This is a genomic window from Nocardioides sp. BE266 (genome assembly GCF_031457855.1).
Classification (GTDB): domain Bacteria; phylum Actinomycetota; class Actinomycetes; order Propionibacteriales; family Nocardioidaceae; genus Nocardioides.
The window spans coordinates 254,852-274,493 of sequence record NZ_JAURTI010000005.1 but is presented as its reverse complement, the minus strand read 5'-3'; the positions used below and the strand labels follow the sequence as shown (position 1 = coordinate 274,493).

Genomic DNA, 19,642 nt, shown 5'->3' with positions numbered 1-19,642 from the left:
GTGTCCCAGCCCCACCCCCAGCCGAGGTCCCCGCGCACGACCCGCCGGCGCCGTCGCGGGTGGGTACGCCCCGTGCTGGCGGCGGCGTTCGTCGTCATCCCGCTCGCCGAGATCTGGGCGATCCTCCAGGTCGGCCAGCTGGTCGGCCCGTGGTGGACCATCCTCCTGCTGGTGCTCGACAGCATGATCGGCGCCTGGCTGATCAAGCGCGAGGGCGGCCGCGCGTGGCGTGCCCTCAGGGAGGCCCTCCAGGGTGGCCGGATGCCGGCGCGCGAGCTCGCCGACGGTGCGCTGATCCTCATCGGTGGCACGCTGATGCTCAGCCCGGGCTTCCTGCTCGACGCGGTCGGGATCCTGCTGATCCTGCCCTTCACACGACCGGTCGCCCGGCGGCTGCTCACCACGGTCGTGGAGCGCCGGCTCGTCGTCGTACCGGGTGCGGCGCAGTTCGGCGCCGGCGGATCCGGCTTCGGGCCGGGCTTCGGGCCCGGCTTCGGGCCCGGAAATGGACGACGCCCCGGACCGGAGGCCGGAGGGCCCGTGGTCCGAGGCGACGTGGTCGAGTGAAGCTCGACTGAGTCAGAGCGTCAGGAGACGCGCTTCTTCTTGTTGGCGCGGTGCAGGTGCGCGGGGCCGATCTCGCCGCCGCGGAGCAGCTCGAGTCGCTCCTTGAGGATGTCCTCGAGCTCCTTCTCGGAGCGACGCTCCAGGAGCATGTCCCAGTGCGTGCGCGCCGGCTTCTCGACCTTCTCCTCGGGCAGGATGCCCGCCGTGCTCAGCGCCTCGGCCCCACACCGGGGGCACTCCCACACGGCCGGGATGTCGGCCTCGACCGACATCGTGACCTCGAAGTCATGTCCTTGCTTGCATCGATATCCGACCTGCTGACGAGCCGCGAACTCGATGCCGCGCTCGTCCTCAAAACTCTGGCCGCCGAGCCTCGCGCCACGCAGTGTGCGCTCCGCCACCGTGCCCACCTCCAGTTGGGTTGCTGACCCCGTTGCGTTGTGTACCGGGTTGTAGGTGAGACGGGCCAGAACCGAGTTCGTGACGCCGCTCGTGACGACGCGGCCCATCCCCTGTGATCCTTCAACGGTAGCGGGGCGCCCCACATTCCGCGGATTCGTGACCCGGGAATCCACGCTCAGGCGAGACGAACTTCACCCCCAGGGGTGCAGTCCACCGAGGTCACGGCCCCGGAACGGGTCAGATGACGGCTGGTACGTCGTTGCCGGCGTCGCGGATTCCCTTGGCGGTGTCGACCCGCATGAGCAGCAGGCCGCCGAGCACGAAGAAGATGATCAGCGCGAAGATGGCCGGCCGGTAGGAGTCGGTCATCTGGTAGACCACGCCGAAGACGAGCGTGCCGAACCACGACGTACCGCGATCCATCGCGTGGTAGAAGCTGAAGTACTCGGCTTCCTTGCCGCGGGGGATCAGCAGCGAGAAGTACGACCGGGCCAGCGCCTGGGTGCCGCCGAGCACGATGCCGATCGCGACGCCGAGGACCAGGAACGGCACCAGGCCTTTCTCGGGCAGGAACAGCGCCGCGGTGACGATCACCATCCAGATCGCCAGCCCGCCCAGGATCGTGTGCTTGGCGCCGAACCGCTTGGCCAGCCGGCCGAAGACCAGCGCGCCGCCGAAGGCGACGAACTGGACGAGCAGGATCGTGCCGATCAGGACCGAGTCGCCGAAGCCCAGCTCCTCCGAGCCGTAGGTCGACGCGGAGGCGATGACGGTCTGGATGCCGTCGTTGAAGAACAGGTAGGCCAGCAGGAAGTTCAGCGCAACGGGGTACTTCGGGAGCTCGCGCAGCGTCTTGGCCAGCTGACCGAAGCTCTCGGCGAAGATGCCCTGCTTGCCGCCGTCGCTCTCGGCGAGCGCGACCGGCTCGTGGTCGTTGAGCCGGAAGAAGGGGATGAGCGTGAACGCCGCCCACCAGATGCAGGCCGAGAGCATGCTGATCCGCGCGGCCTCACCCTTCTCCAGGCCGAACGGCAGCAGCGTCACGAGGGCCAGGTTCACCGCGAGGAGCAGGCCACCGCCGAGGTAGCCCCAGGCCCAGCCGCGCGAGGAGACCCGGTCGCGGTTCTCCTCGTCGGAGATCAGCGGCAGGATCGAGTCGTTCACGACGAGTGAGGCGCCGAGGAAGATGTTGGCGAGGAAGAAGCCGACCGCGCCGATCTGCCAGTTGTCGCCGGTCGCGAAGAAGATCAGCGACCCGGACAGCGCGCCGAGCCAGGCGAAGATCGCGAGCAGGCGCTTCTTGTTGGCCGTCCGGTCGGCGACAGGGCCCATCAGCGGCAGCACGATCGCCGAGAAGATGGTGGAGATCGTGACGAGGTAGGACGGGAGCGAGCCCGGTGCCACCGAGATGCCGAGCAGCGAGATCCGGTTGTCGACCGCGGCTTCCTTGGCGATCGCGATGATGTAGGGCGCGAAGAGCACGGTGCCGACCGTGGTGACGTACGCGCTGTTGGCCCAGTCGTACCAGTACCAGGCCTTCTGCTCCTTGGCCTGCGCCAGCGGCTTCAGGTTCGCGATGCCGTCAGTAGCGCTCATGACTCACCTTCCCGGCTGCCGTCGGCGCCGTTCCACTGTCCGCGGGCGCGGAGCACGTCCCTGAGTATGTCCGTGCGATCGGTCATGATGCCGTCGACACCACGGTCCAGGAGGGCGTTCATCTCATTTGGGTCGTCGATGGTCCAGACGTGCACCTGCAGGCCTGCGGAGTGCGCACGTCGTACGAGCGAGCGCGACGCCACCGTGAGAGCGCCCTGCTTGTGGGGGATCTGCAGCGCGACCGGGCGTCCGCGCGTCAGCAAGCGCGCCAGCCGGCCGCTGGGGGAGAGGACGAAGGCGACCACCTCGAGCGGCACCGCGGACGTTGCGACCCGCCCGCCCGTACGACGCCGGAACGCCGCCATGCGACGACCCGAGAACGAGCCGACCAGCACCCGGTCCCACGCCTCCCGCTCCTCGACGAAGGCGGCGAGCGCCTCGACGGCGCCCTCCGACTTGAGGTCGATGTTGAAACGGGCGGTGGGGAAGGCGTCGAACAGCGCCGCCAGCGTCGGCACCCGCTCCTGACCGCCGATGAGGGCCTCCTGGACCTCCGCCCACGTGCTCTCGGCGATGCTGCCCGTGCGGTCGGTGACGCGGTCCAGCACCGTGTCGTGGAAGGCCAGCAGCACGCCGTCGCTGGTCACGTGGACGTCGGTCTCGAGGTAGGTGTAGCCGAGCTCCACGGCGTGCCCGAAGGCCACCAACGTGTTCTCGAGCCCCTCGATGTCGGGGTGGTAGGCACCGCCCCGGTGGGCGAACGCGAGGGGGAGTGGCTGGTCGAGGTAGCCCGATCTGGTGGGGCGCGGCGCGGTCATCTCGGGGTCCCTGCGGCGTTGTCGGCTGGAGGAGCGAAGCGGGGGAAGACGAGAACGCCGTGGGGTGTGTTCACGGGAGAAGTATGGGTGCGCGGAGTACCTTCAGGGGATGGAGAGCATGACGTGTCCCCGATGTGGCGCCCAGATGGACGAGCGGAACCTCGGTGAGGCCACCGTCAACCAGTGTCCCGAGGGCCATGGGGTGTTCCTCTCCCGCGCCGACCTCGGCCTGCTCGTCGAGGCCGAGAACGACTGGCACCGCAACGCCGGCCAGCACACCGCGCCCATGCCCCGCATCACCGCCGACATGACCGCCCCGCCCGCCGTCGGCAAGGTCTCGCGGGCGTGGGTCGAGACCCTCTTCAACTGAGCCGGTGCTGAGCGGGCCCGCTGCTCAACCAGCGGGGAAGCCCTCAGATGTCTCTGAAGGTCTCGATGTTCGCGCCGAGCTCGTTCAGCCGCTCGGCGAGGTCCTCGTAGCCGCGGTGGATGACGTAGGTCGAGCGGAGCACGCTGCGGCCCTTGGAGGCGAGCATCGCGATCAGGAGGACCACGGCGGGGCGGAGGGCGGGCGGGCAGACGATCTCGGCGCCGGAGAAGTGGGTGGGGCCCTCGACGAGCACGCGGTGCGGGTCGAGGAGCTTGACCTGCGCGCCGAGCTTGTTGAGCTCGGTGAGGTAGATCGCGCGGTTCTCGTAGACCCAGTCGTGCAGGAGGGTCTGGCCGTCGGCGACGGCGGCGATGACCGCGAAGAACGGCAGGTTGTCGATGTTGAGGCCGGGGAACGGCATCGGGTGGATCTTGTCGAGCGGCGCGACCAGGTCGGACGGGTGGGTGGTGAGGTCGACCAGGCGGGTCTCGCCGTTGTTGGCGACGTACTCCTCGGAGCGGTCGTACTGGAAGCCCATCTCCTCCAGGGTCGCGAGCTCGATCTCGAGGAACTCGATCGGCACCCGGCGGATGGTGATGGAGGAGCGGGTCACGATCGCGGCGGCGAGCAGCGACATCGCCTCGATCGGGTCCTCGGAGGGGGAGTAGTCGACGTCCACGTCGATGGAGGACTTCCCCGTCACCTTGAGGGTCGTGGTGCCGATGCCCTCGACACCGACCCCGAGCTTGCGCAGGAAGAAGCAAAGGTCCTGGACCATGTAGTTGGACGAGGCGTTGCGGATGACGGTGGTGCCCGGGTGCAGGGCTGCGGCCATCAGGGCGTTCTCGGTGACGGTGTCGCCCCGCTCGGTCAGCACGATCGGCCGGCCCGGCTCGATCGCCCGGTTGACGCTGGCGTGGTAGGCCCCGTCGGTCGCCTTGACCTCGAGGCCGAAGGGACGCAGGGCCGACATGTGCGGCTCGACGGTGCGCTCGCCGAGGTTGCAGCCACCGGCGTAGGGGAGCTCGAACTGATCGACGCGGTGCAGCAGCGGGCCGAGGAACATGATCACCGAGCGGGTGCGGCGGGCCGCGCCCTCGTCGATGTCGGCGAGGTTGAGCTCGGCCGGCGGGATGATCTCGAGGTCGTTCTCGTCGCCGACCCAGCGGGTGGCCACGCCCAGGGAGTTGAGCACCTCGAGCAGTCGGTTGACCTCCTCGATGCGCGCGACCTTGCGCAGCGTCGTACGCCCCTTGTTGAGCAGCGACGCGCAGAGCAGGGCGACGCCGGCGTTCTTGGACGTCTTGACGTCGATCGAGCCGGAGAGCGTGGTGGGGCCGTCGACGCGCAGGTGCGTCGGTCCGGCGCCGAGGGCGACGATCTCGGAGTCGAGGGCTGCGCCGATCCGCGCGAGCATCTCGAGGGAGAGGTTCTGGTGGCCCTTCTCGATGCGGTTGATCGCGCTCTGGCTGGTGCCGAGCAGGTCGGCCAGCTGGTGTTGCGTGAGGCCGCGGTGCTTGCGCGCGTCACGGATGAGGTTGCCGATGCGGCCCTTGTAGTCAGCCATGCCGACCACGGTATCTCAAATATGAGATAAAGCCATCCGGCTCGCCGCGGTGGTCCTCGTCACCGCGCCGGTCGGGCCGAGATCCGCACCACGACCTGATCGCGGACCAGAGGCGCGATCCGGTCGCGGTACGTCACCACGAGCCGCGCACGGCCCGGGTCGAGGCCACGCACGCGCAGTCGGAGGCGCCCGTCGGCAGCGGCTCGCAGTCGCCTGGCCGTGAGGATCCGGTGGTGCCCCGCGCGACGTACGACGACGCTGCCGGCGGGTGCGGTGCGGTCCGAGCGGCGCACGGCGATCCGCAGCACCACGGGCCGGGCGTGCGTGACCGGTCGGTGCGGGGCACGCACGCGGAGCGACGCGGTCATCGGTGCCGGGGTGGTCGGCACGGGCGTGGTGGACGGCGGTGGGGCGGACGGCCCGGCGCCGTAGGTGCCACCCGCGAGCAGGAGCTTGGAGTAGGCGATCTGCCCGAGGTCGTTGGGGTGGTACCAGAGGTTGGTGTCGGCACCGCTGAACGCCTCGTTGATCCACGTCTGAGGGTTGGTCGACTGGGCGTCCGGCTCGTGCCCGGCGAACTTCGTCGTGACCCCTCCGACGAAGGTCATCTGGCCGGGGTGGCCGACGTTGGCGGCGGCGGGGACCGTCGCGAGCGCTGCCGTGGCGTCGGTGATGAGGCTGCGCACGGCGTCGCCGGCCGGGTAGGGAGTGAGCGGGTCAGCGGGGTCGGGGAGGCTGAAGCCGTTGTCGACCTGCAGCCAGGGGTAGCCGAGCTGGACGATCCGCGCGTCCTCGCGAAGGCCGTGGGCCCGGAGCGCGGCGACGTCGTCGAGGAGCCGCTGCCTGATCGTGGGGATCAGGCCGCGAGCGGTGTCGACCGCCGACCGGCAGGCCGCCGCCGAACGGGTCACCGAGACGAAGCAGCCCTGGACGATGGTGCTGAAGCCTGCGTCGTTGCCACCCATGGTGAAGACCACGAGGTCGGTGCCGCCGGTGACGAAGTCGGCCTGCGGGCGCAGGGTGCGGGTGCAGTCGTAGGTGATCGTGCCGCCCGACACGGAGGTCGCCCGGTAGGTCCAGAACTCCTCGGCCGGGAAGGCGTGCGTGTTGCAGGGGTCGGCGCTGCGGAGGTGGGCGTCGGCCTGGTCGGTGGTCGTCACGTCGGCGGGCGCAGCCGTGGTGCGGCCCGTCTGGGTGTCCATCGGTCGCGGGGTGTGCACGTCCGGCGTGCGGCCGCCGCTGCAGGCGTGGTTGGCCACCGTCACCGGGTGGCCCTGGCTGCGCAACCCGGAGGCGTACCTCTCGCTCCAGTGCGTGGTGTTGCGGTAGCACCCGGAGGGCCCGTACGCCGTCCCGGTGGCGCCGTTGCCGGCGGAGTAGGAGTCGCCGATCACCAGCACGTCGATGGCCTGGTCGGCAGCGGCGGGTGCCGCCTGGGCCGGAGCCACGGACGCTGCGGCGAGCGCGAGGACGAGCGCGAGGACGAGCGATGTCAGGCGTCGGATCACATCGACAGTCAACGACGGCCGAAGGTCGTACGTCACGGCCCCGCAGGGGTGGGTTCGCAGTCCCCGGGGAGCGTGGCAGGATCGCGAACATGCGAGCAACCACGATCCACGCCCCCGGAGACGTCCGCTTCGAGGAGGTGCCCGACCCCACGATCGAGGAGCCCACCGACGCCATCGTCAAGGTGGTCGCCGGCTGCATCTGCGGCTCCGACCTGTGGCCCTACCGCGGCGCCAACGACATCACTGCCGGCTCCACGATCGGGCACGAGTGCGTGGGCGTCGTCGAGGAGGTCGGAGCCGACGTCACGGACTTCTCGGCCGGCGACTTCGTGATCGTGCCGTTCTGCCACAGCGACAACACCTGCGCCCACTGCCGGGCCGGTGTGCAGTCCGCGTGCGAGCACAGCGGCTTCACCCAGAGCGGGCAGGGGGAGTACACCCGTGTGACCCAGGCCGACGGCAGCCTGGTGAAGACCGACGGGATGCCCGACGAGGCGCTCCTCCCGTCGCTGCTGACCCTCTCCGACGTGCTGCCCACCGGTTGGCACGCGGCCGTGTCGGCCGGGGTGAGGCCTGGTGGCACCGCGGTCGTCATCGGCGACGGAGCGGTGGGTCTCTGCGGTGTGCTCGCCGCGGCCCAGCTCGGCGCCGAGCGCGTGGTGGCGATGTCGCGCCACGAGCCCCGCCAGGAGATCGCCCGGGCCTTCGGCGCGACCGACATCGTCGCCGAGCGCGGCAAGGAGGGCAGCGCCCGGATCGCCGAGCTGACCAACGGCGTCGGCGCCGACTCCGTGCTGGAGTGCGTGGGCACCGACGAGTCGATGAAGACCGCCTTCGCCATCGCCCGTCCGGGCTCCACCGTCGGCTTCGTGGGCGTGCCGCACGGCGTCGAGCTGCCGGTGCGCCGGATGTTCCAGAAGAACATCGGCCTCGCCGGCGGCGTCGCTCCCGTGCGCAAGTACCTCCCCGACCTCCTCGAGCGTGTGCTCTCCGGCGCGATCGACCCGGGCAAGGTCTTCGACCTGACGCTCCCGATGTCGGAGTCGCCCGAGGGCTACCGGGCCATGGACGAGCGCCGCGCGATCAAGGTCCTCCTCCAGCCGTGACCGGCACCGACGGCCCGCTGGTGCTGGGCCCGCTGCTCCGCTATGTCGACGACACCTCGGCCGCGGTCTGGGTCGAGACCCGCGTCCCCGCGTCGGTGTCCGTCACGCGCGGGGATGGCACGGCGACTGCGCGGACGTTCGCCGTGCACGGCCACCACTACGCGCTGGTCGAGCTCACCGACCTCGCCCCGGGCAGCAGCGAGACCTACACGGTCGACGTCGACGGCGAGCAGGTGTGGCCCGAGCCCGGGTCGCCCTTCCCGGCCCCGGTCATCGCCACCCTCGAGCCCGGCCGGCCGCTGCGGATGGCCTTCGGCTCGTGCCGTACGTCGGTGTCGCACGACGAGGCCGGCAACTCCACCCACGGCGTCGATGCCCTGCGGGCCTGGGCGCTGCGGATGGCCGACCAGGTCGCGCCCGCCGACCCGGACGACCCCGACCTGGCGCCGCAGCTCCCCGACCTGCTGCTCTTCCTCGGCGACCAGGTCTACGCCGACGAGACAACCGACGAGATGCGGGCCTTCATCGAGTCGCGCCGCGACATCGAGCAGCCGCCGTGGACCGAGCTGCAGGACTACGAGGAGTACGCCCACCTCTACAGCCTGGCGTGGTCCGACCCCGCCAACCGGTGGCTGCTCTCGACGGTCCCGAGCTCGATGATCTTCGACGACCACGACATCCGCGACGACTGGAACACCTCGCTGGAGTGGCGCCGCGAGATGGAGGCCACGTCGTGGTGGCACGGGCGCATCGTCGCCGGGCTGGCGTCGTACTGGGTCTACCAGCACCTCGGCAACCTCTCGCCGGCCGCGCGCGCGGACGACGAGATCTGGCAGCACGTGGTCGCCCACGCCGGTGACGACGAGTACGACCTCGGCGAGGTGGTCGACGCCTTCGCCGACCGGGTCGACCAGAAGCCGGAGACCTACCGCTGGAGCCACGTCCGCGACTTCGACACCCAGGCCCGCCTGGTCGTCGTCGACTCCAGGGCCGCGCGCGACCTCCATCCCGAGTCCCGGGCGATGCTCGACCCCGACGAGGCGGCCTGGCTCGACGAGCAGCTGCGCGGCGACGTCGACCACCTGCTGGTCGGCACCTCGCTGCCGTTCCTGCTGGCACGCGGCCTGCACCACCTCGAGGCCTTCAGCGAGGCGCTCGCGGACGGCGCGTGGGGCGAGCGCGGCTCGCGGGCGGGCGAACGGCTGCGCCAGACCGTCGACCTCGAGCACTGGGGCGCGTTCCAGCGGAGCTTCCAGGACGTCTCACGACAGACGATGGAGGTGGCCGCAGGGGAGCGGGGCCGGGCCCCCTCGACGGTGACCTTCCTGTCCGGCGACGTGCACCACAGCTACGTCAGCGAGGCCCGCCCGGCGCGGCACCGCCGACCGTTGCAGTCGACGATCCTCCAGGCGGTCTGCTCCCCGATCCGCAACCCGCTCTCGCGCAACATGCGCTTCGCGACCGCCGTGCTGTCGTACGGCGTCGCGGGGCCGGTGGGACGGCTGGCGTCACGCTCGACGAAGGTCCCCGACTCGCCACTGACGTGGCACTACGCCGAGGGGCCGTGGTTCGACAACAACCTGGCCTGCCTGCAGGTGAGGGGACGGAGCCTGCGGATGTGGTGGGTGACGGGCGAGGTGGTCGACGACCACGCACGACCGCGGCTGGCGAAGGTGGCGACCTACGAGCTGGACGAGCAGGGGAACCCGCCGCCGCGGGAGCGCGTGGCGACGAAGGTCCGCAAGCGGATCAGAGGACGCTGAGCACCCGGTCGCGCCCGTGGGCGCAGTCGCACGTGTCGGAGCACGGCAGGTAGGTGTGCATGGCGTGCCCGCACCCGTTGCACGGCAGGTCGTGCGAGAGATGGACCGAGCTGGTCTCGACGGTGTCCCACATGGTTGCCCCCCACGGCATTTCTGGCAGTTCCGAGATGTCTTGCTGGTATGACGTCGAGAGTCGCACCGCATGACGCCGCTCACGGGCGAACACCCCGGAAGTGACCGATATTGGGGCACGAATGGCCCTTTGTGACTAGACGGGCGTGATCAGTCGACACCGCGGTCCGCTGACCGTTCGGTGTGGGTGCGGTGCCCTACGCTCCGGGGCATGGGTCCGGGGTGGGTGTGACGTGTCGGCCGCACGGGTGAAGCCCCACGAGCTGAGCCGCGCGCAGGCGCGCCGGATCGCCGTCCGGGCCCAGCTGCTCACCGCCGACCGACCCGACGACGTGCTCGAGGTGCTCCGCCACCTCGGCTTCCTCCAGGTCGACCTCACGCGGGTCGTCGCCGAGCACGCCGACCTCGCGCTGTGGACCCGCATCGGGTCGTCCTACGACCCCGGGGACCTCGAGGACCTGGTCGGCGACGGTGCGGTCGTGGAGCACAAGGCACACCTGCACCCGGCCGAGGACGTCGCGCTGTTCCAGGCCGACATGGACGCCTGGCCCGGGGTGCCGCCGCTCAAGGAGTGGCAGGAGGACCTCGCCGACTGGGTCGCGGCCAACGACGGCTGCCGCCGCGAGATCCTCGCGCTGCTGCGCAGCGAGGGACCGACCGCGGCCCGTGACCTGCCCGACTCCTGCGAGGTGCCGTGGCGCTCGTCGGGGTGGACCAACAACAAGAACGTGATGAAGCTCCTCGAGTGCATGGAGTCGCGCGGCGAGGTCGCCGTCGCGTCCCGTGAGGGCCGCGAGCGTCGGTGGGACCTGGCCGAGCGGATCCACCCCGGCGACCCGGCGGTGCCGGGGGAGGAGGCCCACCGCACCCTGGCCGCACGGCGGCTGCGGGCGCTCGGGCTGGCGCGGCCGCGGGCGCTGGAGGCGTGGCACGAGCCCTACGACGTACGGGACGCGGGCGAGAGCGCGCGCGTCGAGGGCGTCCGCGGGCTCTGGCGGGTCGACCCGGCGCTGCTGGACGACGACTTCGAGGGTCGGGCCGCGATCCTCTCGCCGATCGACCGGCTGGTCTTCGACCGCAAGCGGATGGAGGACCTCTTCGCGTTCGACTACCAGCTCGAGATGTACAAGCCGGCCGACCAGCGGCAGTGGGGCTACTGGGCGATGCCCGTCCTCGACGGCGACGAGCTGGTCGGCAAGGTCGACGCCACCGCCGACCGCGAGGGCGGGGTCCTCATCGTCGACGCCGTCCACGAGGACGGCGACTGGTCGGCACGACGGCGGGCCCGCGTCGACACGGAGCTGGACGCTCTGGGCGAGTGGCTCGGCGTCGAGGTCGCCCGGGCGTGACGCCTCAGGGCGTGCGCAGGACGGCCAGGACGCTGCTCTCGCCGGACTCGACGACCGTCCCGGTCAGCTGCTCGCCCTCGCCCAGCGGCGCACCGACGACGCGGGCCAGCGCGATCACCGTGCCGCCGGCGGACACGGTCGTGACGTCGCCGTCGTCGCCCACCGCTTCGACGCGGTCGACCGACTCGGAGGCCGCCGCGCTGCCGCTGCCGCGGACCTCCATCCGGGCGGGGATGTCGACTCGCTGGCCGTCCTGCTCGAGGAACATCTGCGACTGTGACCCGCCGGTGCGGATCGCGGCCACGAGCGTGGTGGCCCACACCGGGTCGCCGCACCCGTCGTACACCCAGCGCTCACCGAGCACCGAGTGGTCGGTCGTCCCGACGAGGTGCGCCTCGGCGCCGGCGAGCGGCTCGGCGCGGTAGGTGAGCGGCGTCTGGATCACCGCTCCGTCGTCGGTGCGCCACAGGATGGTCTCCACGCCGACCTCGCCGGCCGGGTCGTCGAGGCGGTACTCCGCGACCTTCTCGGCGATCGTCCGGCCCGCGGCCCAGCCGCGCGACGGCAGCCAGGCCTCGACGAGCTCCTGCTTGGACGGCGTCAACGTGGCCCTGTGCACGATTCCCATGTCACGACCCTAGTCGCGGGCGACGAAGGAGCGCGCGGCTAGACAGGGCGGGAGGTCGAGTAGCTCCACGGCTGAGCCTGCGAAGCCGTGACGGGCGTATCGAGACCCGCGACTTGTCAGACGTCGAGGCCGAGCGCCTCCGCGAGCCCCTCGGGGTCGGCGACCGAGATCGTGGCGCCGGGGTGCGTGATGGTCGCCGTCGGGTCGATGGAGGGGACCGGCTCGTGGAAGGTCAGGCAGAGGGCGCGGTCGCCGTTGGTGGTGAACGAGATCCCGCGGTCCTCCAGCGACAGGTGGGGCGGGCCTGCGGTCTTGATCCAGGCGAAGCCGCCGGCGACCTCCGCGGAGGCCACGTTGTCCACGGGCGTGACGAGCCGCCAGGGCCCGTAGGCGACGTAGAGCCACTGCGGGCCGACCTCGACGGTGGCCGTGGCCGGGGTGATGCCGAACGCGCGCCCCGCAGCGGCGTACGACGCCGCGAACGCGAAGTCGAACACGCGCACGTCCTCGACCGACCCGTCCCCGCCCGGCTCGGCGACGAGGCGTCGCAGGGCGCGGGTTGCCGGCAGCCGGTAGGGTTGGAGCACCGCGGAGGACCGGCCGGGCACGCGCAGCACGGCGCGGGTTCCGCCGCCGGGCGCGGGCAGGACGAAGTGGTCCATCGCCGACTCGGCGAACCGCGGCCCCACGGTCCACGACCAGGAACGCAGCTCGGCGTCGAGCGCCGTGACCGTGAAGCCCACCGGGACGCCACCGGGCCCGTGGATGGTGCCGGTGCTGCCCACCGCGAGCACGTCGTCCGAGCAGTCCACGCCCTGGATCAGGTGCGCCCACGTCTGCCAGGTCTGGGGTCCGGTGAAGCGACGCCAGACGTCATCGGGGAGGGAGGGGCCGTGCGCGTCGACCAGCATGGGGAGAAGGTTTACAGGTCGACGGTGTCGTTGTCCCCGAGATCGGGCTGACCGTCGCCGATCAGTCCCTTGGCGACCTGGATCGCCGCGGCCACCTTGCCCGGGGACTCCCAGTACTCCGCGGTGCGCCCGTCGATGCGCAGCAGCACGTTGGACCGGTCCTCCGGCCCGCCGGACATGAAGACGCCGGCCGAGGCGTCCCAGAGCTCCTCGAGCTTCGCCCGGTCCTCGCTGACCGTCGCGGTGCCGGTCAGCGAGACCCAGCCGGAGCCGCTGGAGTAGCTCACGTTGACGCGCGGGTCGGCCTGGATGGCGTGCACCTTGTCGGTGTTGCGCTCGGTGAGGAACCAGACGGTGCCGGGGTCCACGAAGTCCTGGGTGCCCATGGGGGTGGACACGAGGGTGCCCTCGAGCGAGAGGTAGGTGAGGACCGCGATGCGGGTGTCCTTCATGATCTGCGCAACGGTCCCGAGCTGGTCGTCGTCAGTGGTCATGCCTCCGACCATCTCAGGCGCCTCGCGACCGGCGCCTCATCCCCACGGGCGGTCGCGCGTCCGAGACCTCCGGTCACACTCGGGGCCGCCCGTTCGTCGGGCTGGCAGGATTGCCCCGCAGCCGAGGGAGCGATCGACACCACAGGGGAGACGAGCACGCATGACGACCGCACATCCAGCCGACGAGCACGACCTGATCCGCGTCGAGGGGGCCCGCGAGAACAACCTCAAGGACGTCTCGGTCGACCTGCCCAAGCGCCGGCTCACGGTCTTCACGGGGGTCTCCGGCTCGGGCAAGAGCTCGCTGGTCTTCGCCACCATCGCGGCCGAGTCCCAGCGGATGATCAACGAGACCTACAGCGCCTTCGTGCAGGGCTTCATGCCGACGCTGGCCCGGCCGAACGTGGACCACCTCGAGGGCCTGACCACCGCGATCATCGTCGACCAGGAGCGGATGGGCGCGAACCCTCGCTCGACGGTCGGCACCGCGACCGACGCCAACGCGATGCTGCGGATCCTCTTCAGCCGGCTCGGCGACCCCTACGTCGGTCCGCCGACGGCGTACTCCTTCAACGTGCCGACCCGCAAGGCCAGCGGCATGATGACCACCGAGAAGGGCGGACGCACCGAGCGCCGGATCGCCAAGCAGGAGGTCTACCTCGGCGGCATGTGCCCCCGCTGCGAGGGCATGGGCAAGGTCAACGACATCGACCTGACGGCGCTCTACGACGAGAACAAGGCGCTGAACGACGGTGCGCTGACGGTGCCCGGCTACTCGATGGACGGGTGGTACGGCCGGCTGTTCGAGGGCATGGGCCTGCCGATGGACAAGCCGATCAAGTCCTTCACCAAGAAGCAGCTCGAGACGATGCTGTGGTCCGAGCCGACGAAGCTCAAGGTCGAGGGCGTCAACCTGACCTTCACGGGGATGATCCCGCAGATCCAGAAGTCGATCCTGTCGAAGGACCCCGAGGCGATGCAGCCGCACATCCGGCGCTTCGTGGACCGCGCGGTGACCTTCCAGACCTGCCCCGACTGCGAGGGCACCCGGCTCACCCCCGAGGCGCGGAAGTCGAAGATCAACGGCAAGTCCATCGCCGACCTGTGCGAGATGCAGATCAGCGACCTGGCCGGGTGGATCCGCGACCTCGAGGAGCCGTCGGTCGCTCCTCTCCTCAAGGGGCTCCAGCACCTGCTCGACTCGTTCTCCGAGATCGGCCTGGGCTACCTCTCGCTCGACCGTCCGGCCGGCACGCTGTCGGGCGGCGAGGCCCAGCGCACCAAGATGATCCGGCACCTCGGGTCGTCGCTGACCGACGTCACCTACGTCTTCGACGAGCCCACGATCGGTCTGCACCCGCACGACATCGAGCGGATGAACAACCTGCTGCTCCAGCTGCGCGACAAGGGCAACACCGTGCTCGTCGTCGAGCACAAGCCCGAGACGATCGAGATCGCCGACCACATCGTCGACATCGGCCCCGCGGCCGGCGCGGGCGGCGGCACGATCTGCTTCGAGGGCGACATCGAGGGCCTGCGCGGCAGCGGCACGATCACCGGCAAGCACCTCGACGACCGCGCGCGGCTCAAGGAGTCGGTCCGCACGGCGAGCGGGAAGATCGAGGTCCGGGGGGCGTCGACGCACAACCTGCGCGACGTCGACGTCGACGTGCCGCTCGGCGTGCTCACCGTCGTCACCGGCGTCGCCGGGTCGGGCAAGAGCTCGCTGATCCACGGGTCCCTGGCCGGGCACGACGAGGTGATCGTGATCGACCAGGGCGCGATCAAGGGCTCGCGGCGCAGCAACCCGGCGACCTACACCGGGCTGCTGGAGCCGATCCGCAAGGCCTTCGCCAAGGCGAACGACGTGAAGCCGGCGCTCTTCAGCTCCAACTCCGAGGGCGCCTGCGAGACCTGCAACGGCGCGGGCGTGATCTTCACCGAGCTCGGCCCCATGGCGACCGTCGAGTCACCGTGCGAGGAGTGCGAGGGCCGCCGCTTCAAGGCGGAGGTGCTGCAGTACACCCTTGGCGGCAAGGACATCGCCGAGGTGCACGAGATGTCGGTCGTCGACGCGCGCGAGCTCTTCGGCGACGGCGAGGCGAAGATCCCCGCCGCGGTGAAGATCCTGGACCGGCTCGCCGACGTCGGCCTCGGCTACCTCTCGCTGGGCCAGCCGCTGACCACGCTCTCCGGCGGCGAGCGCCAGCGGCTCAAGCTGGCCACCCAGATGGGCGAGAAGGGCGACGTCTACATCCTCGACGAGCCGACGACCGGCCTCCACCTCGCCGACGTGGAGAACCTCCTCGGCCTGCTCGACCGGCTCGTCGACGCCGGCAAGTCGGTGATCGTGATCGAGCACCACCAGGCCGTGATGGCCCACGCCGACTGGATCATCGACCTCGGCCCCGGGGCCGGCCACGACGGCGGCCTCGTGGTCTTCGAGGGTCCGCCGGCCGACCTGATCTCGGCGAAGAAGCCCACCCTGACCGGCAAGCACCTCGCGGACTACGTGAGCGCCTGACCGCGAGTCACCAGTCGGAGGCGCCGCCCGGCTCGAGCGGCACGAGGCGGTCCGACAGACGCTGCCTCGCGAGAGCCGCGGCGAAGCGGCGACCGGGCTCCGACAACCAGGCGGGCCAGCGGCGCGACACACCCGGTGCATAGGTGCCCCAGTGGATCGGCAGGACCGCCGCGGGGTCGATCAGGCGGACCGCGTCGGCCGCCGTCTCGGGATCGAGGTGTCCCTTCGACACGCTGCGCCACCACCCGGAGATCGGCACGCAGGCCAGGTCGAGGGGGCCGAGCGCGGCCATCTCGTCGAAGAGGTCGGTGTCGCCGGCGAAGTAGCAGCGTCGTCCCGCGCCCTCGACGACGTACCCGACGGCGGGCATCGCGGGGTCGACGAGCTTGGTGCGTCCGCCCGGGTGCACCGCGCGCGTGACGGTCAGCTCCACCCCGGCAACGGTCAGCCGGTCACCGGGGGAGACCTCGTGGACCTGGCCGAGCCCCAGCCCTTCCACGAACCTGCGCGCGTTGGTGGGCACCACGACGGGGATCCCGGGCGAGGACTCGGCCAGCCGGCGGAGCGATCCACGATGCAGGTGGTCGGCATGCGCGTGGGAGATCACGACCAGGTCGACGTGGTGCAGGGTCCGTCCCGGCACCGGGTGCCGGCGATGCAGGTGGGCTACGCGGGTGGTCAGGAGGGGGTCCGCGAGCACGCGAACCTGGCCGAGGTCGAGGCGGGTCGCCGCGTGCCCGACCCAGGTGACACGGCAGGCGTCCGGGGACGAGGTCGCCACGGGTCGATGCTCCCACAGCCAGGGCTCTCATGGGGGTGCCACACTTCGACCATGGCCGAGCGCTCGCACCCCCACGAGGGTCAGGTGGTCACCGTGTTCCGCAACCGGCTCCGCGAGCCCGCGCTGGACGCGTACGCCGCCGAGCTGGAGGTCGTCGCCGCCCTCGCCCGGTCGATGCCAGGCTTCGTCGAGACCAAGACCTTCGTCGCCGAGGACGGCGAGCGGGCCACGGTCGTGACCTTCGCCGACCCCGACTCCCACCGCGCCTGGCGCGACCACCCGCGCCATCGCGAGGCCCAGCGCCACGGCATCTCCGACTACTACTCGGAGTACTCCATCGCGGTCGGCACGACGTCGTACGCCAGCGCGTTCGTGCGGGACGACATCAGCTCCTGAGGACGACCAGCCGCTGCGTGGCCCGCGTCATCGCGACGTAGCGGTCCACCGCGCCGGTCACGCCCTCGCCGAACCGGTCGGGATCGACCAGCACGACGAGGTCGAACTCCAGGCCCTTGGCGAGCTCCGGCGTGAGCGAGCGGACCCGCTCTGTCCCGCCGAACGACGGGTCGCCGATCACCACCGCCGTACCCTCCGCGTGCTCGGCCAGCCACGCCTCGAGGATCGCGTCGCGATCCGACGCGGGCGAGTGGAGCACCGGGATCCCGCTCTCCCGGATCGAGGTCGGCACATTGGCCTCGGGCAGCGCGGCGCGGATCACCGGCTCCGCCTCCGCCATCACCTCGGCGGGCGTGCGGTAGTTGATCGTCAGCGGTGCGACGGTGGCGTCCGGCAGCCCGATGCGGGCCAGTCGCTCGGTCCACGACTCGGCGAAGCCGTGCCGCGCCTGGGCGCGGTCGCCGACGATGGTGAAGCTGCGCGAGGGGTTGCGGCTCAGCAGCATGTGCCACTCCGCGTCGGTGAGCTCCTGGGCCTCGTCGACGACGACGTGCGCGAACGGTCCGGCCAGCACGTCCGCATCCGCAGTGGGCAGCGCGCCCTCGTCGACCAGCGCGGTCTGGAGGTCGCCGTGCACGAGCATCGACACGAGCCCGTCGCCGAACTCGTCGGCCCCGGTCTCGCGCGCCGTGGTGCGCAGGTCGTCGATGATCTCGCCCATCCGGGCCCGCTCGCGCGCTTCCGCGGCCGCCGTACGACGCCTCCGCCGCGAGGCCTCGGGGTCGCCGAGCCGCAGCCGGGCGGCGTCGAGCAGCGGCAGGTCGGCGTACGTCCAGGCCTCGGGGTCGCGGCGCCGCAGCGCCTGCACGTCGTCGGGCTCGAGCCACGGGGCGCAGTGGCGGAGGTAGGCCGGGACGGTCCACAGGTCGCCGACGAGGTCGGTGTGCTCGATGAGCGGCCAGGCCCGGTCGAAGGTGTCGCGGAGGGCGCCGTGGCGCTCGAGCACGGACCTGAAGTCGTCGGGGGAGACCTCGTCGCTGTCGAGCTTGTCGACCAGGATCGTGACGACCTCGTCCCAGACGTCGTCCCGGGCGAGGTTGTGGGGCGTGCCGGGGTCGGCGGAGCCGAACGCCTCGGCCCATTCGGCCACGGTCAGGCGCACGTCGGCCCACGGTGTCTCGACGACCAGCGGCTCGGTCGGCGGCTCCTCGTAGAGCGCGACGGCGGGCTCGATGGCCGCGACCATCCGCGCGTCCGCCTTCAGGGCGGCCACGCGGTCGTCGGCCTCCGGACCGGCCAGCGGCGCCTCCGGCACGAGGTCGCGCACCGTGCAGGTCTGCACGCCCTCCTCGCCGAGGCTGGGCAGCACGTCGCTGACGTAGGCGAGGTAGGGCTGGTGCGGTCCGACGAACAGGACGCCACCGCGTCGGTGCCCGAGCCGCGGGTCGGCGTAGAGGAGGTACGCCGTGCGGTGCAGCGCGACGACCGTCTTGCCGGTGCCCGGGCCTCCGTCCACGACGAGCGCGCCCTTGCTGCCGGCGCGGACGATGGCGTCCTGGTCGGCCTGGATGGTGCCGAGGACGTCGCGCATCCGCGCGGTGCGGCTGCCGCCGAGGGTCGCGATGAAGGCGGACTGGTCGTCGAGCGCGGCGGTGTGCGTCAGGCCTTCCTCGGTGAACGCCTCGTCCCAGTAGTCGACGATGCGACCGTTGGTCCACCGGTAGCGGCGCCGGCTGACGAGGCCCTGCGGGTGGGCGTGGGTGGCGGCGAAGAACGGCTCGGCGGCGGGGGAGCGCCAGTCGACGAGCAGCCGCCGGCCGTCGGGGTCGGCGAGGCCGAAGCGCCCGATGTAGGTCGGTTCGTCCTCCTCACCGTGGGTGTCCTCGTGGACGTTGCGCCCCAGGCACAGGTCGAGGTCGTAGCGGCGCAGCGCCCGCAGCCGGGCGGTCAGGCGGTGCACGTCCTGGTCGCGCTCGAGGGCGGCGGTGCCGTAGCGCGCGGTGGTCTGCTTCGTCTCGGCCAGGCTCGCCTCGAGCTCGGCGACGGTGTGCTCGAGGCTGGTGGCGATCGCGCGGAAGTGGGCGCGGTCCTGGTCGATGAGGGTGGGGTCGGTCTTGGCTGCGAGGGAGTCGGGAAGGGCGAACGGTGCGGTGTCGAGCTGTGGTCCGGGGTGCATCACGCCGTGCAGTGTGGGCCACCACCGGGGCCTTGCGGCAAGCCCCCTGATGGCCTATACGTTGAGAGTGGAGGCAGTCCAGGCCGTCGGATCCGTGCCGATCCTCGAGGCCATGGGGATCCGCGTCGTGGAGGTCCGTCCGGGCTTCGCCGCGGCCGAGCTCCCGCCCGAGCCCAACGTCAACCACTTCGGGGTGACCTACGCCGGGTCGCTGTTCAGCGTCGCCGAGATGCTCGGCGGCTTGCTGGCCCTGACCACCTTCGACTTCGAGGGCGAGCTCGCCGGGTGCGTGCCGCTCGTCAAGGAGTCCACGATCAGGTTCCGGCGGCCCGCGCTGGGCGTCGTACGCGCCTCGGCGTCGTTGTCGGAGCCGGAGATCGCCCGGGTGCGGGCCGACGCGCTGGCGAGCGGCAAGGGGGAGTTCGTGCTGGAGGCGACGCTCACCGACGCCCAGGGCGAGGTGGTGGCCTCGACCGTCGGGACCTACCAGGTCCGTCGGCTGGGATGAGCAGCACCCGGGGGAGCACCCCGGTGCAATACTGACCGGAAGGTCA

General features: G+C 71.3%; 19 protein-coding genes. 8 read left to right on the top strand and 11 right to left on the bottom strand.

Going from position 1 to position 19,642, the window contains the following annotated elements; translation table 11 throughout:
* A complete protein-coding gene (locus J2X46_RS16735; RefSeq protein ID WP_310252532.1) occupies nucleotides 1–567 on the top strand; it encodes an FxsA family protein in 567 nt (188 codons plus the stop codon).
* A gap of 20 nt (nucleotides 568–587) precedes the next feature.
* On the opposite strand, the gene J2X46_RS16730 is transcribed toward J2X46_RS16735, so the two are convergent.
* From J2X46_RS16730 to J2X46_RS16720, 3 genes are all read right to left on the bottom strand, one after another.
* Complete coding sequence (locus J2X46_RS16730) at nucleotides 588–968, bottom strand: RNA polymerase-binding protein RbpA (RefSeq protein ID WP_129454004.1); 381 nt, start codon at nucleotides 966–968, stop codon at nucleotides 588–590.
* 238 nt (nucleotides 969–1,206) lie between these two features.
* Nucleotides 1,207–2,565, bottom strand: coding sequence for an MFS transporter (locus tag J2X46_RS16725; RefSeq protein ID WP_310252528.1), 1,359 nt, complete (start codon nucleotides 2,563–2,565; stop codon nucleotides 1,207–1,209).
* A complete protein-coding gene (locus J2X46_RS16720) occupies nucleotides 2,562–3,383 on the bottom strand; it encodes a glycerophosphodiester phosphodiesterase (RefSeq protein WP_310252527.1) in 822 nt (273 codons plus the stop codon). The genes J2X46_RS16725 and J2X46_RS16720 overlap by 4 nt, the downstream gene beginning before the upstream one ends.
* A gap of 118 nt (nucleotides 3,384–3,501) precedes the next feature.
* Between J2X46_RS16720 and J2X46_RS16715 the strand changes: the two genes are divergently transcribed.
* Complete coding sequence (locus tag J2X46_RS16715; protein ID WP_310252525.1) at nucleotides 3,502–3,753, top strand: zf-TFIIB domain-containing protein; 252 nt, start codon at nucleotides 3,502–3,504, stop codon at nucleotides 3,751–3,753.
* A 43-nt stretch (nucleotides 3,754–3,796) separates the two neighbouring features.
* On the opposite strand, the gene J2X46_RS16710 is transcribed toward J2X46_RS16715, so the two are convergent.
* Nucleotides 3,797–5,320 carry a UDP-N-acetylglucosamine 1-carboxyvinyltransferase gene (locus J2X46_RS16710; protein WP_310252523.1) on the bottom strand — a complete coding sequence of 508 codons (1,524 nt, stop codon included), beginning with the start codon at nucleotides 5,318–5,320 and terminating at the stop codon, nucleotides 3,797–3,799.
* Nucleotides 5,321–5,379: 59 nt separating this feature from the next.
* The gene (locus J2X46_RS16705; protein ID WP_310252521.1) at nucleotides 5,380–6,828 is read right to left on the bottom strand and encodes a hypothetical protein; all 1,449 of its coding nucleotides are present in this window, start codon (nucleotides 6,826–6,828) and stop codon (nucleotides 5,380–5,382) included.
* An 89-nt stretch (nucleotides 6,829–6,917) separates the two neighbouring features.
* On the opposite strand from J2X46_RS16705, the gene J2X46_RS16700 reads away from it, so the two are divergent.
* Nucleotides 6,918–7,934, top strand: coding sequence for a zinc-dependent alcohol dehydrogenase family protein (locus J2X46_RS16700; protein ID WP_310252519.1), 1,017 nt, complete (start codon nucleotides 6,918–6,920; stop codon nucleotides 7,932–7,934).
* The gene (locus J2X46_RS16695; RefSeq protein ID WP_310252517.1) at nucleotides 7,931–9,697 is read left to right on the top strand and encodes an alkaline phosphatase D family protein; all 1,767 of its coding nucleotides are present in this window, start codon (nucleotides 7,931–7,933) and stop codon (nucleotides 9,695–9,697) included. The genes J2X46_RS16700 and J2X46_RS16695 overlap by 4 nt, the downstream gene beginning before the upstream one ends.
* On the opposite strand, the gene J2X46_RS16690 is transcribed toward J2X46_RS16695, so the two are convergent.
* Nucleotides 9,684–9,830 carry a hypothetical protein gene (locus J2X46_RS16690; protein ID WP_310252515.1) on the bottom strand — a complete coding sequence of 49 codons (147 nt, stop codon included), beginning with the start codon at nucleotides 9,828–9,830 and terminating at the stop codon, nucleotides 9,684–9,686. The two genes, J2X46_RS16695 and J2X46_RS16690, sit on opposite strands and share 14 nt — an antisense overlap.
* Nucleotides 9,831–10,062: 232 nt before the next feature.
* Here J2X46_RS16690 and J2X46_RS16685 point away from each other — a divergent pair, with 232 nt between their 5' ends.
* The gene (locus tag J2X46_RS16685; protein ID WP_310252513.1) at nucleotides 10,063–11,178 is read left to right on the top strand and encodes a DNA glycosylase AlkZ-like family protein; all 1,116 of its coding nucleotides are present in this window, start codon (nucleotides 10,063–10,065) and stop codon (nucleotides 11,176–11,178) included.
* Between the two features lie 4 nt (nucleotides 11,179–11,182).
* Here J2X46_RS16685 and J2X46_RS16680 read toward each other — a convergent pair whose 3' ends face one another.
* The 3 genes from J2X46_RS16680 to J2X46_RS16670 all read right to left on the bottom strand — a co-directional run bounded on the left by J2X46_RS16680 (nucleotide 11,183) and on the right by J2X46_RS16670 (nucleotide 13,211).
* Nucleotides 11,183–11,806, bottom strand: a complete 624-nt coding sequence (locus tag J2X46_RS16680; RefSeq protein ID WP_310252511.1) for a CG0192-related protein — start codon at nucleotides 11,804–11,806, stop codon at nucleotides 11,183–11,185.
* A 116-nt stretch (nucleotides 11,807–11,922) separates the two neighbouring features.
* Nucleotides 11,923–12,717, bottom strand: coding sequence for a hypothetical protein (locus tag J2X46_RS16675; RefSeq protein WP_310252508.1), 795 nt, complete (start codon nucleotides 12,715–12,717; stop codon nucleotides 11,923–11,925).
* 11 nt (nucleotides 12,718–12,728) lie between these two features.
* Nucleotides 12,729–13,211 (bottom strand): pyridoxamine 5'-phosphate oxidase family protein, encoded by a 483-nt coding sequence (locus J2X46_RS16670; protein ID WP_310252506.1) that lies wholly within the window; start codon nucleotides 13,209–13,211, stop codon nucleotides 12,729–12,731.
* A 160-nt stretch (nucleotides 13,212–13,371) separates the two neighbouring features.
* Here J2X46_RS16670 and J2X46_RS16665 point away from each other — a divergent pair, with 160 nt between their 5' ends.
* On the top strand, nucleotides 13,372–15,735 hold the full coding sequence (locus J2X46_RS16665; protein WP_310252504.1) for an excinuclease ABC subunit UvrA: 2,364 nt from the start codon (nucleotides 13,372–13,374) through the stop codon (nucleotides 15,733–15,735).
* A 7-nt stretch (nucleotides 15,736–15,742) separates the two neighbouring features.
* Here J2X46_RS16665 and J2X46_RS16660 read toward each other — a convergent pair whose 3' ends face one another.
* On the bottom strand, nucleotides 15,743–16,516 hold the full coding sequence (locus J2X46_RS16660; protein ID WP_310252502.1) for an MBL fold metallo-hydrolase: 774 nt from the start codon (nucleotides 16,514–16,516) through the stop codon (nucleotides 15,743–15,745).
* A gap of 51 nt (nucleotides 16,517–16,567) precedes the next feature.
* Between J2X46_RS16660 and J2X46_RS16655 the strand changes: the two genes are divergently transcribed.
* The gene (locus tag J2X46_RS16655; RefSeq protein WP_310252500.1) at nucleotides 16,568–16,912 is read left to right on the top strand and encodes an antibiotic biosynthesis monooxygenase; all 345 of its coding nucleotides are present in this window, start codon (nucleotides 16,568–16,570) and stop codon (nucleotides 16,910–16,912) included.
* Here the strand turns inward: J2X46_RS16655 and helR are convergent.
* Nucleotides 16,902–19,088, bottom strand: coding sequence for an RNA polymerase recycling motor ATPase HelR (gene helR / locus J2X46_RS16650; protein WP_310252971.1), 2,187 nt, complete (start codon nucleotides 19,086–19,088; stop codon nucleotides 16,902–16,904). The genes J2X46_RS16655 and helR overlap by 11 nt on opposite strands.
* A 67-nt stretch (nucleotides 19,089–19,155) precedes the next feature.
* Between helR and J2X46_RS16645 the strand changes: the two genes are divergently transcribed.
* Nucleotides 19,156–19,596, top strand: a complete 441-nt coding sequence (locus J2X46_RS16645) for a YiiD C-terminal domain-containing protein (protein ID WP_310252499.1) — start codon at nucleotides 19,156–19,158, stop codon at nucleotides 19,594–19,596.
* The last annotated feature ends 46 nt before the right edge of the window (nucleotides 19,597–19,642 follow it).

Bases quoted from the DNA above. Each gene is read 5' to 3' on its own strand.
- J2X46_RS16725 (WP_310252528.1), bottom strand. From the start codon at position 2,565: ATGAGCGCTACTGACGGCATCGCGAACCTGAAGCCGCTGGCGCAGGCC.
- J2X46_RS16720 (WP_310252527.1), bottom strand. From the start codon at position 3,383: ATGACCGCGCCGCGCCCCACCAGATCGGGCTACCTCGACCAGCCACTC.
- J2X46_RS16715 (WP_310252525.1), top strand. From the start codon at position 3,502: ATGACGTGTCCCCGATGTGGCGCCCAGATGGACGAGCGGAACCTCGGT.
- J2X46_RS16710 (WP_310252523.1), bottom strand. From the start codon at position 5,320: ATGGCTGACTACAAGGGCCGCATCGGCAACCTCATCCGTGACGCGCGC.
- J2X46_RS16700 (WP_310252519.1), top strand. From the start codon at position 6,918: ATGCGAGCAACCACGATCCACGCCCCCGGAGACGTCCGCTTCGAGGAG.
- J2X46_RS16690 (WP_310252515.1), bottom strand. From the start codon at position 9,830: ATGTGGGACACCGTCGAGACCAGCTCGGTCCATCTCTCGCACGACCTG.
- J2X46_RS16680 (WP_310252511.1), bottom strand. From the start codon at position 11,806: ATGGGAATCGTGCACAGGGCCACGTTGACGCCGTCCAAGCAGGAGCTC.
- J2X46_RS16675 (WP_310252508.1), bottom strand. From the start codon at position 12,717: ATGCTGGTCGACGCGCACGGCCCCTCCCTCCCCGATGACGTCTGGCGT.
- J2X46_RS16670 (WP_310252506.1), bottom strand. From the start codon at position 13,211: ATGACCACTGACGACGACCAGCTCGGGACCGTTGCGCAGATCATGAAG.
- J2X46_RS16665 (WP_310252504.1), top strand. From the start codon at position 13,372: ATGACGACCGCACATCCAGCCGACGAGCACGACCTGATCCGCGTCGAG.
- J2X46_RS16655 (WP_310252500.1), top strand. From the start codon at position 16,568: ATGGCCGAGCGCTCGCACCCCCACGAGGGTCAGGTGGTCACCGTGTTC.
- helR (WP_310252971.1), bottom strand. From the start codon at position 19,088: ATGCACCCCGGACCACAGCTCGACACCGCACCGTTCGCCCTTCCCGAC.